We start from the raw sequence: 15,887 nt of genomic DNA on the forward strand, positions 1-15,887 counted from the left end.
GATAAGTTGCGTTATCACCACCGCTTATGACTGAATGCTTGCCAAGAGGCTGTTAAATTGTGGCGCGATAATACCTTAAGACGTGTAAGGAAACCAATGTGAGTCAATTATCACTGACACTTTTGATGATTGTGGCCGCTTATTTAGCCGGTTCTGTCTCAAGTGCTGTGCTAGTGTGTAGGATGAGAGGCCTGCCCGATCCAAGATCTCAAGGCTCTGGTAACCCAGGGGCAACAAATGTGCTGCGCATTGGCGGCGCAAGCTCGGCTGCCATGGTGTTGTTTTTCGATATGCTCAAAGGCGCCCTGCCAACTTATCTTGCCTATCTGATGGGTATCGACGCCATCTCTTTAGGCTTGATTGCAATAGCCGCTTGTCTTGGCCATATTTATCCTGTCTTTTTTGGTTTTAAAGGTGGCAAAGGCGTTGCAACAGCGTTTGGAGCGATGGCGCCTATTGGAGATGACTTAGCAATTTGTTTAATGGCATCTTGGGTTGTATTAGTCTTGATTAGCCGCTACTCCTCACTTGCAGCCATTATTACCGCACTGCTTGCACCACTTTATACTTGGTGGCTAGACGATAGATTTACCATTCCAGTCGCGATGCTTTCGACACTAATTATCATTCGCCATAAAGATAATATTAAGCGACTTCTCAAAGGGGAAGAATCTAAGGTGTCTCGTAAAAAGCGCCCTAAAATCCCCTAAGCCACGATTAACCTTTACAGGATATAAATAAAAACAGCGCTTAATGCGCTGTTTTTATTCGGATTAAGCTACCAAAAATCAAGCCAATGGCGGCAAAGTATCAAGCGGCCATCTTGGTTGGCCTTTTACCGCTAAGTCTTCCTGTTGTCCCGCTTTTAAGCGTTGTAATCCAGCAAAGGCGATCATGGCGCCATTATCTGTGCAAAACTCGCCGCGGGGATAATAAACGCGGCCACCAATGGAGCTCATCATCTCTGCCAGCGTTTCCCGTAAGCGGGTATTGGCACTCACACCACCGGCAATCACTAAACGGTTATAACCCGTCTGTTTTAAGGCACGGCGACATTTAATCGCTAAAGTATCAACAACCGCTTCTTCAAAAGCTCTGGCGATATTGGCACGGGTTTGCTCATCATCAGGTTCAGCTGCAATGGTATTAGCGGTGAAAGTTTTAAGGCCTGAAAAGCTGAAATCAAGCCCAGGTCTGTCGGTCATTGGACGCGGAAATTGATAACCTGCAGGTTCACCTTTTGCGGCAAGTTTAGCTAAACGTGGACCACCTGGATAATCAAGCCCCATTAACTTGGCCGTTTTATCAAAGGCTTCACCAGCAGCATCATCAACTGATTCACCCAAGACTTCATAAAGCCCGATACCATCGACTTTGACCAACATGGAATGACCGCCTGACACCAACAGTGCAACAAAAGGAAACTCCGGCGCATCCTCTTCCAGCATAGGCGCAAGCAAATGCCCTTCCATATGGTGCACACCAATGGCAGGTTTGTTCCATGCAAAGGCAAGCGAGCGACCAACACAAGCGCCCACTAATAAAGCCCCAATTAACCCAGGGCCTTTGGTGTAAGCGATACCGTCGATGTCTGCAATGTCAGTATTGGCGTTTTTCAACGCTTGGCGGATCAAGGGGATAATTTTGCGCACATGGTCGCGGGAGGCAAGTTCAGGCACCACACCACCATAATCTGCATGCAACTTAACCTGACTATATAAAGCATGGGAAAGCAAACCCTGCTTATCGTCATAAACGGCAATACCTGTCTCATCACAGGATGTCTCAATACCTAGAACCCGCATGGTGCCTCAAATCAAAATCTTCAAAGGGCGCTAATTCTACCTGTATGATGGCAATTACTCCAGCCGACAATCACCCTATACCACTATCCAACCCCATCACAAATGATTAGGGCTTTACAAGCCTAGCTGTCTCGGTATAAAATTCCGCACCATTTTAAATACACTTGGTTCGAGCAATTGAACCACACAACCTACACCTAAGGGGTGATGGCGTATGCCAATTATTAAAGTACGTGAAAACGAACCATTCGACGTAGCTCTGCGTCGTTTCAAGCGCTCTTGTGAAAAAGCTGGTATTTTAGCCGACGTGCGTGCTCGTGAATTCTACGAGAAGCCAACTACTGCACGTAAGCGCGCAAAAGCAGCTGCAGTTAAACGTTTAGCTAAAAAGCTTTCTCGCGAAAACGCACGTCGCGTACGTTTATACTAATCTGTTATGAGCCTAATTGATCAGCTAAAAGACCATATGAAACAGGCCATGATCGCCAAAGAGAAGGCGAGATTGAGCACTATTCGTATGGCACTTGCAGCCATCAAACAGATTGAAGTGGATACCCGCGAAAGTCTGAACGATGAGCAGGTTATAGCTGTCTTAACCAAAATGGTAAAACAACGCCGCGATTCAATTGCTCAATATGAAGCAGCGGGTCGCAGCGAATTGGCTGCAGCAGAAGCAGAAGAGATTCAAGTAATTGAAACTTTCCTGCCTACCCCCCTCTCTGAGGCGGAGATCGCTGCATTCATTGATGCCGCTATTGTTGAAATAGGTGCATCCTCCATGGCGGATATGGGCAAAGTAATGGGAGCATTGAAACCTAAAGTTCAAGGACGTGCAGACATGGGCGCTATTGGCGCTATGATCCGTGCAAAATTGCAATAATTAGCGCTTCAATGTATGAACAAGCCGTGCCTATGCGCGGCTTGTTTGTTTAAATTCGCGCAAGGCGAGATTTTAAGCACTCAATGGCAATACCTCGTGATTTTATCAATGAGCTAATCGCTCGCACCGACATCGTCGAACTAATCGATCGAAAGGTGCCCTTGAAAAAGGCGGGTAAAAACTACTCGGCCTGTTGTCCTTTTCATAGCGAAAAATCACCTTCGTTTACCGTTAGTCGTGATAAACAGTTTTATCATTGTTTTGGCTGCGGTGCCCACGGCAATGCCATCGATTTTGTGATGGAGTACGACAGACTCGATTTTGTCGATGCGATTGAAGATCTTGCCGGACAATTGGGTTTAGAAGTACCCAGAGAACAAGGCACAGGTAAGCGCCAAGATGATGGCCTAAGCCGTGATCTATACCAATTAATGGAAGAAGCCAGCCGCTTTTTTCAAACTCAGTTAAGACAACACCAAGACAAACAAAAAGTCATCAACTACCTCGCCTATCGCGGTTTATCCGATGATATTGTTGAACATTTTGGTATTGGTTTTGCGCCAGACGGTTGGGATGGCCTATTAAGCCGCTACCGTCAAAATCAAGATGCGCAGGATAAACTGCTGACAGCTGGCATGCTTATCAGTAATGACAGCGGCAAAAGATACGATAGATTTCGTGACCGGCTGATGTTTCCAATCCGCGACCGCCGCGGTCGTGTGATTGGATTTGGTGGCCGAGTCTTGGGAGATGGTACACCCAAGTACTTGAATTCACCAGAAACGCCCATATTTCATAAGGGCAATGAACTTTATGGCTTATACGAGCTAAAGCAGCGGCACCGTGATCCAGACAAAGTACTGATTGTCGAAGGCTATATGGACGTGGTCGCCCTCGCCCAATATGGAGTGGATTACGCGGTCGCCTCCCTTGGCACCTCAACGACGGCTGAACAATTTCAATTGTTGCTGCGTAGTGCTAAAGAAGTCATCTGCTGTTACGACGGTGACAGAGCCGGCAATGAAGCCGCATGGCGCGCATTAGAAACCGCCTTACCCCTGTTAAAACCTGGGGACAAAGTACGTTTTATGTTTTTACCGCAATCAGAAGATCCTGATTCTATGGTACGTAAGATTGGTAAAGACGCCTTCGAGCAATTGATGGAAAGTGCCATCACCTTGCCCGAATTTTTGTTTGACACATTAGCGACTAAATTCGGTACCGATAAAGGTAACTTAGCCAAACAAGCCTTTGGCTTAATTGAAAAAATACAAGATACTGTGCTGCAAAACCTCCTACTTGAGAACTTAGCTCATAAGTTAGGGATGAACAGCTCAGATGATATGAAGAAAAAACTGGGTTTTACGGTCAAACAACCTAAACCTACAGCATCAACGGGACTGAAAGGACGGGGTACACCATTGCGACTTGCCATCGCCTTGTTAGTACAGCATCCCGAACTGGGCGTGGGATTATCTCCACAACCCGCATTGAACCATCTGCAAATGCCAGGCATCGACTTGCTGCCATTGCTGTTGGAGTTAACTCGAGAGCATAGGTTAAACAGCGCACAACTACTTGAGCAATTCAGAGACAGCCCCCACAGCGGGACGCTGCATAAATTAGCCCAATGGGACCATCAAGTGGCGGAAGAAAACCAGCTCGAAAAGTTTAAACAAACCCTGGTTTGGTTGAACAATCAATATATTGAACAACGATATCAGGAATTGAGTCTAAAGCAGACCCATACTAAGGAAGAGAAGATCCAGCTGCAGAAGCTGATCTCAGTCATGAAAGGACTAAACTGAGGCAAAAATGTCCTCATTCTGTATCCCAGTGACTAGCACAGGTAAGTGCACATGGCTATAATTGACGATTTGCGCGGCACTTAGCATAAGCTAACTGTCCGTCGTTGTAACAGTTTCCCAACTTGGATGATATCTATGGATCATACTCCGCAGTCGCAACTCAAGCTGTTGCTTGCCAAAGGTAAAGAGCAAGGTTACTTAACCTATGCAGAAGTGAACGACCACTTACCTGCAGACATGGTCGATTCTGACCAGATCGAAGATATTATCCAGATGATAAATGACATGGGTATTCGGGTATTCGAAGAGGCTCCCGATGCCGATGACATGATGATGTCGGAAGACAACACAGACGAAGATGCAGCAGAAGAAGCCGCAGCCGCTCTTGCCACGGTAGAAAGTGAGCTTGGCCGCACCACAGACCCTGTGCGTATGTACATGCGCGAAATGGGTACCGTTGAACTGCTGACTCGCGAAGGCGAAATTGTTATCGCTAAGCGCATCGAAGAAGGCATTAACACAGTTCAAAGCTCTGTCGCCGAGTACCCACAAGCGATCGCCATGATCCTTGAACAGTACGACCAGTACGAAGCCGACGAACTGCGCCTGTCTGATATTATCTCTGGATTTGTTAACCCTGACGAAGAAGACCTTGGTCCAACCGCCACCCACATCGGTTCTGAATTATCAGAAGAAGATCTTGAAGATGAAGATGACGATGAAGACGAAGAAGATGAAGACGGTGATGGCGACGGTGATGATGATGGCAATAAAGGCCCCGATCCTGAAGAGGCTCGTGAGCGTTTTAGCCAACTAAGAACTGCCTACGAAAGCGCACTTAAAATTATTGACGCCAAAGGCCGTGAACATCCAGAGTCGATTCAAGCACTGTTTGAAATCGGCGAGATTTTCAAAGAGTTCCGCTTAGTACCTAAACAGTTCGATCGCTTAGTGAAAAGCATGCGTTCTATGATGGACCGTGTTCGCGTACAAGAGCGTCTTCTGATGAAGCTTTGCGTCGAACAGGCCAAAATGCCGAAGAAAAACTTTGTTAAGTTCTTCACAGGTAATGAGACCAACCTCGATTGGTTCGAAGCCGAAAAAACCTCAAACAAACCTTATGCCGAAGGCTTAAGAATGGTTGAGGAAGACGTACAGCGTTGCCGTAGCAAGCTGGCCGCCATCGAAGAAGAAACCGGTTTAGTCATTGCCGCGATTAAAGATATTAACCGCCGCATGTCAATCGGTGAGGCTAAAGCTCGCCGTGCGAAGAAAGAAATGGTTGAGGCAAACTTACGTTTGGTTATTTCTATCGCCAAGAAATACACCAACCGTGGCCTGCAATTCTTGGACTTAATCCAAGAAGGTAACATCGGTCTGATGAAGGCTGTTGATAAATTTGAATATCGCCGTGGTTACAAATTCTCGACCTATGCGACTTGGTGGATCCGTCAGGCAATCACCCGCTCAATCGCGGACCAAGCCCGTACGATCCGAATTCCAGTACACATGATCGAAACAATCAACAAGCTGAACCGTATCTCTCGTCAAATGCTACAGGAAATGGGCCGTGAACCCTCCCCTGAAGAACTGGCTGAGCGTATGATGATGCCGGAAGATAAGATCCGTAAAGTACTAAAAATCGCTAAAGAACCTATCTCCATGGAAACCCCAATCGGTGACGATGAAGATTCGCACTTAGGCGATTTTATCGAGGATACTACCCTCGAATTACCACTGGACAGCGCCACCAGCGAAAGCCTGAAGAGCGCCACCCATGAGGTATTAGCTGGCTTAACAGCCCGTGAAGCAAAAGTACTGCGTATGCGTTTTGGTATCGATATGAATACCGACCACACACTTGAAGAAGTGGGTAAGCAATTTGACGTGACCCGTGAACGTATTCGTCAAATTGAAGCAAAAGCGCTACGTAAACTGCGCCACCCTTCACGCTCGGAAATCTTAAAGTCCTTCTTAGACGAATAGATAGACGAATAGATAAGAGTGAAACATTCAGCTTAAGCCCCGCACTGCGGGGCTTTTTATTGCCCCAATAAACATCCCCATAAAATTTCCGCAGAATATCTACTGTTATACCAATCACATTAAATATCTAATCAGTTCAGAGCCTCACAGGCATCTCAATCCAAGGCGCATTGACGAAGAAATGGTTATTCCCTTTTAAGTCAATTTAACACGGGAGTGAGATGCCTGTGAGGCTCCCGAAGGGCGGGGTTGAACGGGCTTTATACTGCGTTTAAGGCTTTCGACAGAGCGCCACTATGCCTTCAAGCCTTCGCCTTGTCTAAAGCCCGTTTAACTCCCGCTGAATGAACAGATATTTAATACGATTGGTATTAACCTCTTTTTAAAAATCAAAAGGTTAAAAACCTCGCCCCCATGCCGACTGTTATAACGCCCTAAGCAAAAGCGGCAGTTGATTAACAGATAACCACTTGAATCAATTCGGTGAATTTCATCAAAAAACACGGGTGACAAGCGCAAACAAGCTTAGTATACTGCCACTCGCTTTAGGTGATGACGATTACCTTTAGTCGGCCCCTTAGCTCAGTTGGTTAGAGCACACGACTCATAATCGTTAGGTCCACGGTTCAAGTCCGTGAGGGGCCACCAATTCCGATAAGGCGTAGCAGGTTAATCACTGCTACGCCTTTTTCATTTAACGGAATTCACTATGTCGATTGATGGTCTTCAATATTGTCGATGGATGGGCAATCCCCCCAGCAGACATTAATACGCCAGCCTATTCCCGCAATTTTGCTGTATAACCAAAAAATCTAGCTAGCTTGCCCCCTTCATCTATACCGCAACGGAATTCTCTGTAATTAACATGATGAGTTAATGACTATAGGGTTAAAGGGATAGATCTAGTGGAATGAAATTGACATAAAAATAGGCGCGGACATTTAATCAGCGCCTATTACATTTTTTACCAATCGACTGATATTGGTTATTAGGTTTTTAGCTTACCTAATTGCTGATGTTGTTGCTTCACTAAGTCGGCGAGGACTACGCTGCTTTGTTGCGCTTCGCCAGCAAGGCGTGCAAGTTCAGATGCGGAGTCGGAAATACCCGTAATATTCCGATTAACTTCTTCTGTTACAGCACTTTGTTCTTCTGCCGCAGCGGCGATATGCGTCACTTGCGCTGAGATCTCTTCAATTTGACTCACCATGGAGTTGAGTGACGTCAATGCTTGTTCCGTTTGCGAAACAGCCATTTGCGCACGCTCTGCACCTTTATCAATAATCGCAGATGCACTGTGAACCTCTTTTTGAAGCGCATCAATCAACACACTGATATCATCGGTTGAGCTTTGGGTTTTAGAGGCAAGGGCCCTGACTTCATCAGCAACTACCGCAAATCCTCGCCCTTGCTCACCAGCACGAGCGGCTTCAATGGCTGCGTTTAAGGCAAGTAAGTTAGTTTGTGCGGCAATCGAGCTAATCACTTCGAGGATTCGACTAATATTAGTGCTACTTTCAGCCACTTTACTCACGGCAACTTTAGCCTGCATAGACTCCTGCGACATGGTGGTCACATAATCCATCGCTTTCGTTAGGCTATCTTCACTGAGGCGCACATTGCGAGACATAGCTTCAGTTTCTGCTGCGGTTTGTTCTGAGGCTTTTGCGACCTCAAGTGCTGTAGCACTCATTTCATTAACCGCTGTCACCACACTCTCAATTTCGCCATATTGGCGATGTACACTGTCGCGAGTTAACTCTGCAATTTTGGCAGAGGACAGACTTTCTTCCTGTGTTTGACCTGCAAGCGCTTTGAGTTCAGAGATTAAATCTTTAAGTTTATGGATGAACGAGTTAAATCCTTTACCTAGAGCGATGAGTTCTGCGTGTGAATCGACTTCAATCGATTGGGTCAAATCGCCATCGGCACTTGCTAAATTCTCAACGCGTCCTTGGATAAGTCTAAGCGGTGCAATCACACTGCGGATCACAATGCTAATGGTTACAACGGCAAGTATCGAAACAGCTAATCCTACAATCAACAATATGCTGCCAAGGGATGTAGCCATTTCATCCATTTTGTCATTCAACTCAATAGAGCTCTTAAGCGCCATGGATTTAGGCACTTGTATTGCTAGCGACCACTCAGCTTTAGCTAAGGGAATATTGATTGGATAGGCTACGATGATTTCATTATCGTTCAGCATATAACCGCCGTTTTTGTGTAAAGCGATTATCTGAGAGGCAAGTTTAGGATCGATAGATTCTGCTAATGGGCGGGCCTTTTTGCTGTAATGACTCGCGGCAACCACCAAACCTCGAGTACTGAGTAAGGTCACTTTTGCCTGACCGTCATATAGACTTTTAGACAGTTTATCAATTAACACTTGGAATACGGGTAAGTTAACATCCACCCCAACCACGCCTATAAACTGCTTATTCTTAACAGCAGGAACAGTTAACGACGTCATTAGCGCAGTATCACCTGGGGTGATTTCGTAGAGGTACGGCTCCATTAAACAAGGCTTTAAGGTTTCCTTGGCACAGAGGTACCATTCGGATTCACGGATGCCAAACTCATTAAGAGATTCTTTATATTTTTCTGAGGAATCATCAACTTGATGGTGTTCAACCGTACCGTCATCATTGCGAGTGTAATATATCTCCAATACGCCCGATGAAGCGACACTGTGACTCACATTCACGTTTAAAAATTCGCTATCGAGTCCATCGTAACCGTTAGCTTCAAACTGAGCATACATGGAGGAGACTTGAATGTTTTTCTTTAACACCGCCGCAATCGCCAACTCTAAACGATCACGCTTTAGTGGTTGCTCTTCAGCAGTGCTTTCGACTATGCCAGCAAAAGAGTATGGGATCCGATAGGCTTCGTTGATAAACCCCGCCACCATTTCACCGTATTCCCCTGCACGAGCTGCGAGCTTATCGTGGGTCTCAATCTGCAAAGTTTCCTGCACCTGATGAGAGAGTTCAACATTTTGCTCAGAGAGGGTCCACCAAAGGCTGATGGAGAGAATGGCGACAATCGATAAAAATAAAGCGGAAGTGATCCACAACAACTTAGTACTGATGGACAAATGCTTCATCGAGTAAACTCCAAATAGAAGGTCAAAAGCCTAATTATTTTGATCTAGTTCATTTTATTTTTACTTACTAACTTAAAAAGTAGCACTCTCTATCAAGATTACCAGCTTTTAAGATAGTGAATTGTTGCGTATAAGTAAAACTTTTGATGGAGCTATTTCAACAATTTGAGTGTGATGACGCTCCCATTAACGAAATCTAATAAATATAGCCAAACGATCTGAAGAGACAGTATTTAGATGACTTAGGTATACGTTTACCGCTAATGTCATTTTACAAATATGACCCAACTCACAATGAAGGAAGATTAAGATAGGTTTTAGCAAATTCATTAACATTAACTCTAGATTAAAAAACCTAAATTCATTTGTAACAAAGTCTATTCTGTGGCGTTGTACCATTGGTTTGCGCAGTCTATCGCCTTATACTCTTGGCCCTAAACACAAAACAACAATAATGGAAGCAAGCTTTATGACTCTTGGTACCAATCAGGTAAGCAAGACACATTCGTTTATGACGGTGTCACTTATCGAATTATGGGAACGTTTTGGTTATTACGGCATGCAGGCGCTGATCGTATACTTTATGGTGCAGCGTCTTGGCTTTGATGACTCACGTGCAAACTTGGTGTGGAGCGCCTGTGCGGCGTTGATTTACGTATCACCCGCAATTGGGGGCTGGGTCGGGGATAAAATTCTTGGCACCAAACGCACAATGTTGCTCGGTGCGGGGATTTTATCTGTCGGTTATGCACTCATGACGGTGCCAACCGAAAACACTTGGTTTATGTTCTCCGCCCTTGGGGTGATTGTGGTCGGTAACGGCCTATTCAAACCCAATGCCGGTAACTTAGTCCGCAAGATCTACGAAGGCGATGACTCTAAAATCGACAGTGCTTTTACCATCTATTATATGGCGGTAAACGTAGGTTCGACCTTCTCTATGCTGTTAACCCCTTGGATAAAGGACTATGTTAACGCTCAATACGGTAATGAATTTGGCTGGCATGCCGCCTTTGCCGTGTGCTGTGTGGGTATTCTTGTCGGTTTAGGCAACTATGCTCTGATGCATAAAAGCCTCGCGAACTATGGTTCTGAGCCAGATACGCGTCCAGTCAACAAGAAGAGCCTTGCTATTGTATTAGGATTAGCGGCACTGTCAGTGGTTGCTTCGGCGATTATTCTAGAATATGAAGATGTTGCCCGTGTATTCGTTTACGCTGCTGGTGTTGCAGTATTGGGCATTTTCTTCCATTTGATTCGCACAAGTGAGCCAAGTGAGCGTGCCGGACTTATCGCGGCGCTTATTCTCACCGTACAAACGGTATTCTTCTTTATCTTCTATCAGCAAATGTCGACTTCGCTGGCTCTGTTTGCACTGCGTAACGTCGATTGGGATTTCCAAGTCTTTGGCACCCATTTATGGACTTGGTCACCTGCGCAGTTCCAAGCACTTAACCCAATCTGGATCATGGTATTAAGCCCAGTTCTGGCATGGAGTTATTCCTGGGCTGGCCGCAATAATAAGGACTTTTCGATAGCAGCCAAATTTGCCTTGGGCTTTGCCGTGGTGGCGATTGGTTTCTTTATCTACGGTTTTGCAGGCCAATTTGCCGTAAACGGTAAAACCTCTTCTTGGGTAATGATTTGGGGTTATGCCTCTTACTCTTTGGGTGAATTACTGGTCAGTGGCCTTGGTTTAGCGATGATTGCTCGCTACGTACCTGCACGTATGGGCGGCTTTATGATGGGCGCGTATTTCGTGGCATCGGGCATTTCCCAGTACTTAGGCGGCGTTGTGGCCAACTTTGCTAGCGTGCCACAGGACTTAGTCGATCCGCTGCAAACGCTACCCGTTTATACCAATCTATTCAATAAATTAGGGGTTGCGGCCGTGGTTTGTACCATTATCGCTCTCGCCGTATTGCCGCTGATGCGCCGTTTGACAGAAAGCCATCATGCCCATAGCAGTATTGAAAATAATGCAGCAGCCTCCTTGCGCGATGTAAAAGCTGAGCAATAACTTTTACTCAGCGAACTGTTACTCACATAAACAAAAAACTGCCGATAAGCTTAGCTTTCGGCAGTTTTTTATATCGATTGTGAAACTAACCTTTTAACACAGCATTGAAGCTCGTTTTCAAAATACCCAGCCCCGCATCTAACTGGGTATCCGACACGGTTAACGGCACCAAAATTCGCAGCACATTGCCATATGTGCCGCAAGACAACAAGATTAACCCACGGTTTCTCGCCTCTGCTAAGATTTGCGCGCAATACTGAGGCGCGGGTTTGCCATCCTCCATCAACTCAATGGCGATCATGGCCCCTAAGCCGCGCACATCAGCAATTTGCGAATGCTCTACTTGCATAGTATTCAACGCCGACTTAATCCGCTCACCAATGGCATTGGCGCGCTCAAGCAGCTTTTCTTCTTCAAACACCTCAAGCACAGCAAGCGCCGCAGCGCAGGCGAGCGGATTACCGCCGTAGGTGCCACCTAAGCCACCAGGGCCAATGGCATCCATGACCTGCGCGCGTCCAGTAATCCCTGACAGTGGAAAACCACCAGCAATGGATTTGGCAAAGGTTGTAATATCAGCGCTTACGCCCATTTGCTCCATCGCGAAAAACGTCCCCGTGCGACCCGCCCCCGTTTGCACCTCATCGGCGATCAGCATTATGCCTTCACGGTCGCAGAGCGCCCGTAAACGCTGCATAAATGCGGGGGATACGGCATAAAATCCGCCCTCACCTTGCACAGGTTCGAGAATAATTGCGGCAATATCACTTGGCTCCGCATCGTTTTTAAAGATGCGTTCAATTGAAGCCATAGCATCATCATCGGATACGCCGTGCAGTGCACAGGGGAATTCGGCGCGAAACACGTTGGCTGACATTAACCCCATGCCTTTACTGTAGGGCGCCACTTTACCGGTTAACGCAAGTGCTGCCATCGTGCGGCCATGGTAACCCGAGGTAAACGCAATCACTCCGGCACGCTTAGTGTAAGCTCGAGCTACTTTTACTGCGTTTTCAACCGCTTCTGAACCGCTGGTAAACAAGGCGGTTTTTTTAGCAAAATCACCGGGGACTAATTGATTGAGTTTTTCGCAGACTTGGATGTAACTCTCATAGCCAAGCACCATAAAGCAAGTGTGGGAGAAATCCTCAAGCTGCGCCGCTACAGCGGCTTTTACCTTAGGATGTAAATGCCCAGTATTGAGCACGGCAATGCCTCCGGCAAAATCGATAAACTCACGGCCTTCGACATCCCACACGCTCGCGTTTTCGGCTCGGGCAGTAAAAATCGGGTGAATTTGACCTACACCAGCCGCGACGGCGGCTTGGCGACGTGCCATTAATGAATCATTCGTTGTGCTCATGTCGTGTTCCTTGCTCGCATTCCCAATTTGCAGATGTCTCATTGCCGATTTAGCGTCAGCCACTTAAACAGACATACAGATATATTTGATTTCTAAATATTCTTCGATGCCGTACTTAGAACCTTCACGGCCCAGCCCTGAAGACTTCATTCCGCCAAAGGGCGCCACTTCGGTGGAAATCAAGCCAGTATTCACCCCCACCATGCCGTATTCGAGCGCCTCGGCGACTTTCCACACCAAGGAAACATCACGGCCATAGAAATAGGCAGCTAAGCCAAACTCGGTATCATTGGCTTGTTTGATTACATCATCGACATCGGTAAACTTAAACAGCGGTGCGAGCGGACCAAACGTTTCTTCACGGGCAACACGCATGCTTTTATCAACATTGGTTAGTACGGTTGGCTCGAAGAAATTACCGCCAAGTTCGTGAGCTTTCCCACCGGCAAGCACTGTCGCGCCTTTATTGATGGCATCTTCAAGATGACTTTGCACTTTTTCAACCGCTGCAGTATTGATCAGTGGTCCGGTTGTCACGCCCGCCGTAATCCCCTCACCGACCTTTAACTTAGCCACGGCCATACTGAGCTTTTCGGCAAATTCGTCATACACGCCCGCCTGCACATAAATGCGGTTAGCGCAAACGCAGGTTTGGCCCGCATTGCGATATTTAGCAATCATGGCTCCTTCAACGGCCGCATCAATATTGGCATCATCGAATACAATAAAAGGCGCATTGCCACCTAATTCTAAAGATAATTTTTTCAGCGTCGGCGCGCACTGCGCCATCAACTTAATCCCAACATTGGTCGAACCAGTGAAAGACAGCTTACGTACAACAGGGTTATTGCACATCTCATTCCCGATGGCGATAGCATCACCGGTGATCACACTAAAAACCCCAGCCGGAATACCTGCGCGCTCAGCCAATACGGCTAATGCTAATGCGGTCAAGGGCGTTTGCGGCGCAGGTTTAACCACCATAGTACAACCTGCAGCGAGAGCTGGCGCGGCTTTACGGGTGATCATCGCTGCAGGAAAGTTCCACGGCGTAATCGCCGCAGTCACGCCCACGGGCTGCTTGATCACCATAATGCGTTTATCGCCTTGATGCCCCGGAATGGTATCACCGTAGATGCGCTTAGCCTCTTCGGCAAACCATTCGATAAAAGATGCCGCGTAGGTCACTTCACCTTTAGCTTCAGTCAGTGGCTTGCCCTGCTCAGTAGTCATCAGCAGTGCTAAATCATCACTGTTTTCATTCAATAATTCGAACCAACGGCGCAGCTTGGCACCGCGATCTTTGGCGGTTAATGCTCGCCATGCGGGTAATGCCGCCTCAGCAGCCGCAATCGCCGCTTGAGTTTCGGCTTGCCCCATCACAGGGACACAGGCGATCACTGCGCCCGTTGCCGGATTAGTAATCGCAACGGTTTCCTTAGAATGGGCATTGCACCACTGACCATTGATATAACATTGCTGACGTAGCAGACTCGGATCATTAAGCAACACAAGAATTTCCTCTTCCTTCGAGGCAATACATTGCCTCAGCTGAAAAAATAAGACGGACTAAACGCCTAATTTATCTCTTAAACTGTAATACCAAGCACCCAGCGCGCTAAAAGGCACACGTAAAGCATGACCACCGGGGAAGGGATAATGTGGTAATGCGGCAAAGGCATCAAAACGCGTCGCTTGACCATTAAGCATTTCAGCAATTAATTTGCCAGCTAAATGAGTGTAAGTGACGCCATGTCCACTACAACCCTGTGAATAATAGATATTTTTACCGATACGACCAACCTGTGGCAGACGTGATAATGTGAGTAAAAAGTTACCCGTCCACGCATAATCAACCTTCACGCCTTTTAACTGTGGGAAGGTTTTGAGCATGTTGGGAATAATTAAAGATTCGATATCCGCGGGATCGCGCGCGCCATACACCACTCCGCCACCATAGATCATCCGCTTATCGCCGGAGAGCCTAAAATAATCGAGTAAATAGTTACAATCCTCAACGCAGTAATCCTGCGGTAATAAACTTGCCGCCAAGTCTTCGTCTAGTGGTTCGGTGGTAATCACTTGTGTGCCACAGGGCATTGATTTGGCTTGTAATTCAGGCATTAATTTACCAAGGTAGGCATTACCCGCCACCACGACAAACTTGGCTTTTACGCTGCCAGTTGCGGTATGCACTACGGGATTATCGCCCTCATCAACCCGTAATACCGCAGAGTCTTCAAAAATCTTGCCGCCAAGGGATTCAACGGCGCGAGCTTCACCTAAGGCGAGATTGAGCGGGTGAATATGGCCGCCACTCTTGTCCAACATACCGCCAACATAACGCTCAGTATTTACCACAGAGCGAATCCCCTTGCCATCAAGTAACTCAAGCTGCCCCACATGACCGTGGCTTTCCCATAATTGTTTTTGATGACGTAAATGGCCCATTTGCTTTTCGTTCATCGCCGCAAATACGCCACCATCCTTAAGGTCGCATGAAATATTGTACTTAGCGATACGTTCGCGGATGATACGCCCGCCTTCAAAGGCCATTTTCCCGAAGAGTTTTGCCTGTTCTTTACCTACCGTTTTTTCAATAGTATCAATATCTCGGCTATAACTATTGACGATTTGACCGCCATTACGTCCCGATGCACCCCAACCAATTCTGGCCGCGTCGAGTACCACCACACTAAAGCCCAACTCAAGTAAATGTAACGCCGCAGAGAGGCCAGTATAGCCCGCTCCTATCACGCAAACATCGGCTTCAATCGATTCCTGTAAACGCGCACGCTCAACCTTATCGTTAGCCGATGCCGCATAATATGATCCAGTGTGAGGTATGGCAGACATGATGTTCCCTTGATTTTTATGTTCGTTATTTTAAACAACTGTCACATCCTACACCTTCAA

The 15,887-nt window shown here is 46.8% G+C and carries 11 protein-coding genes and 1 tRNA gene; 7 read left to right on the forward strand and 5 right to left on the reverse strand.

Features of this window, described 5'->3' with window-relative positions; all coding sequences use genetic code 11:
- The first annotated feature begins 98 nt into the window (after window positions 1–98).
- Window positions 99–710, forward strand: coding sequence for a glycerol-3-phosphate 1-O-acyltransferase PlsY (plsY, locus tag H9J30_RS02255; protein WP_240129497.1), 612 nt, complete (start codon window positions 99–101; stop codon window positions 708–710).
- A 78-nt stretch (window positions 711–788) separates the two neighbouring features.
- On the opposite strand, the gene tsaD is transcribed toward plsY, so the two are convergent.
- The gene (tsaD, locus tag H9J30_RS02260; protein WP_240129498.1) at window positions 789–1,805 is read right to left on the reverse strand and encodes a tRNA (adenosine(37)-N6)-threonylcarbamoyltransferase complex transferase subunit TsaD; all 1,017 of its coding nucleotides are present in this window, start codon (window positions 1,803–1,805) and stop codon (window positions 789–791) included.
- 214 nt (window positions 1,806–2,019) lie between these two features.
- Between tsaD and rpsU the strand changes: the two genes are divergently transcribed.
- From rpsU to H9J30_RS02285, 5 genes are all read left to right on the forward strand, one after another.
- Window positions 2,020–2,235: a 30S ribosomal protein S21 gene (rpsU, locus tag H9J30_RS02265; protein ID WP_006080725.1), complete on the forward strand. Its 216-nt coding sequence runs from the start codon at window positions 2,020–2,022 to the stop codon at window positions 2,233–2,235.
- A gap of 6 nt (window positions 2,236–2,241) precedes the next feature.
- On the forward strand, window positions 2,242–2,685 hold the full coding sequence (locus H9J30_RS02270; protein ID WP_011071501.1) for a GatB/YqeY domain-containing protein: 444 nt from the start codon (window positions 2,242–2,244) through the stop codon (window positions 2,683–2,685).
- A gap of 83 nt (window positions 2,686–2,768) precedes the next feature.
- Window positions 2,769–4,493, forward strand: coding sequence for a DNA primase (gene dnaG / locus H9J30_RS02275; protein ID WP_240129499.1), 1,725 nt, complete (start codon window positions 2,769–2,771; stop codon window positions 4,491–4,493).
- A 135-nt stretch (window positions 4,494–4,628) separates the two neighbouring features.
- A complete protein-coding gene (gene rpoD, locus H9J30_RS02280; RefSeq protein ID WP_240129500.1) occupies window positions 4,629–6,479 on the forward strand; it encodes an RNA polymerase sigma factor RpoD in 1,851 nt (616 codons plus the stop codon).
- Window positions 6,480–7,050: 571 nt separating this feature from the next.
- A tRNA-Ile gene (locus tag H9J30_RS02285) sits at window positions 7,051–7,127 on the forward strand.
- 340 nt (window positions 7,128–7,467) lie between these two features.
- Here H9J30_RS02285 and H9J30_RS02290 read toward each other — a convergent pair.
- Window positions 7,468–9,588, reverse strand: a complete 2,121-nt coding sequence (locus H9J30_RS02290) for a methyl-accepting chemotaxis protein (RefSeq protein ID WP_240129501.1) — start codon at window positions 9,586–9,588, stop codon at window positions 7,468–7,470.
- A gap of 469 nt (window positions 9,589–10,057) precedes the next feature.
- Here H9J30_RS02290 and H9J30_RS02295 point away from each other — a divergent pair, with 469 nt between their 5' ends.
- On the forward strand, window positions 10,058–11,608 hold the full coding sequence (locus H9J30_RS02295) for a peptide MFS transporter (RefSeq protein ID WP_240129502.1): 1,551 nt from the start codon (window positions 10,058–10,060) through the stop codon (window positions 11,606–11,608).
- Between the two features lie 85 nt (window positions 11,609–11,693).
- Here H9J30_RS02295 and gabT read toward each other — a convergent pair whose 3' ends face one another.
- From gabT to H9J30_RS02310, 3 genes are all read right to left on the reverse strand, one after another.
- Window positions 11,694–12,971: a 4-aminobutyrate--2-oxoglutarate transaminase gene (gene gabT, locus H9J30_RS02300; RefSeq protein WP_240129503.1), complete on the reverse strand. Its 1,278-nt coding sequence runs from the start codon at window positions 12,969–12,971 to the stop codon at window positions 11,694–11,696.
- A 63-nt stretch (window positions 12,972–13,034) separates the two neighbouring features.
- The gene (gabD, locus tag H9J30_RS02305) at window positions 13,035–14,483 is read right to left on the reverse strand and encodes an NADP-dependent succinate-semialdehyde dehydrogenase (protein ID WP_240129504.1); all 1,449 of its coding nucleotides are present in this window, start codon (window positions 14,481–14,483) and stop codon (window positions 13,035–13,037) included.
- 57 nt (window positions 14,484–14,540) lie between these two features.
- Window positions 14,541–15,827 (reverse strand): NAD(P)/FAD-dependent oxidoreductase, encoded by a 1,287-nt coding sequence (locus H9J30_RS02310; protein WP_240129505.1) that lies wholly within the window; start codon window positions 15,825–15,827, stop codon window positions 14,541–14,543.
- Window positions 15,828–15,887 lie beyond the last annotated feature (60 nt).

The organism is Shewanella cutis (assembly GCF_022410515.1).
In the GTDB taxonomy this organism is placed as follows: Bacteria; Pseudomonadota; Gammaproteobacteria; order Enterobacterales; family Shewanellaceae; genus Shewanella; species Shewanella cutis.

What these genes read in the sequence shown, in the direction of transcription:
- H9J30_RS02310 (WP_240129505.1), bottom strand. Translation starts at nt 15,827, where the DNA reads ATGTCTGCCATACCTCACACTGGATCATATTATGCGGCATCGGCTAAC.
- tsaD (WP_240129498.1), bottom strand. Translation starts at nt 1,805, where the DNA reads ATGCGGGTTCTAGGTATTGAGACATCCTGTGATGAGACAGGTATTGCC.
- H9J30_RS02290 (WP_240129501.1), bottom strand. Translation starts at nt 9,588, where the DNA reads ATGAAGCATTTGTCCATCAGTACTAAGTTGTTGTGGATCACTTCCGCT.
- dnaG (WP_240129499.1), top strand. Translation starts at nt 2,769, where the DNA reads ATGGCAATACCTCGTGATTTTATCAATGAGCTAATCGCTCGCACCGAC.
- H9J30_RS02295 (WP_240129502.1), top strand. Translation starts at nt 10,058, where the DNA reads ATGACTCTTGGTACCAATCAGGTAAGCAAGACACATTCGTTTATGACG.
- H9J30_RS02270 (WP_011071501.1), top strand. Translation starts at nt 2,242, where the DNA reads ATGAGCCTAATTGATCAGCTAAAAGACCATATGAAACAGGCCATGATC.
- gabT (WP_240129503.1), bottom strand. Translation starts at nt 12,971, where the DNA reads ATGAGCACAACGAATGATTCATTAATGGCACGTCGCCAAGCCGCCGTC.
- rpsU (WP_006080725.1), top strand. Translation starts at nt 2,020, where the DNA reads ATGCCAATTATTAAAGTACGTGAAAACGAACCATTCGACGTAGCTCTG.
- rpoD (WP_240129500.1), top strand. Translation starts at nt 4,629, where the DNA reads ATGGATCATACTCCGCAGTCGCAACTCAAGCTGTTGCTTGCCAAAGGT.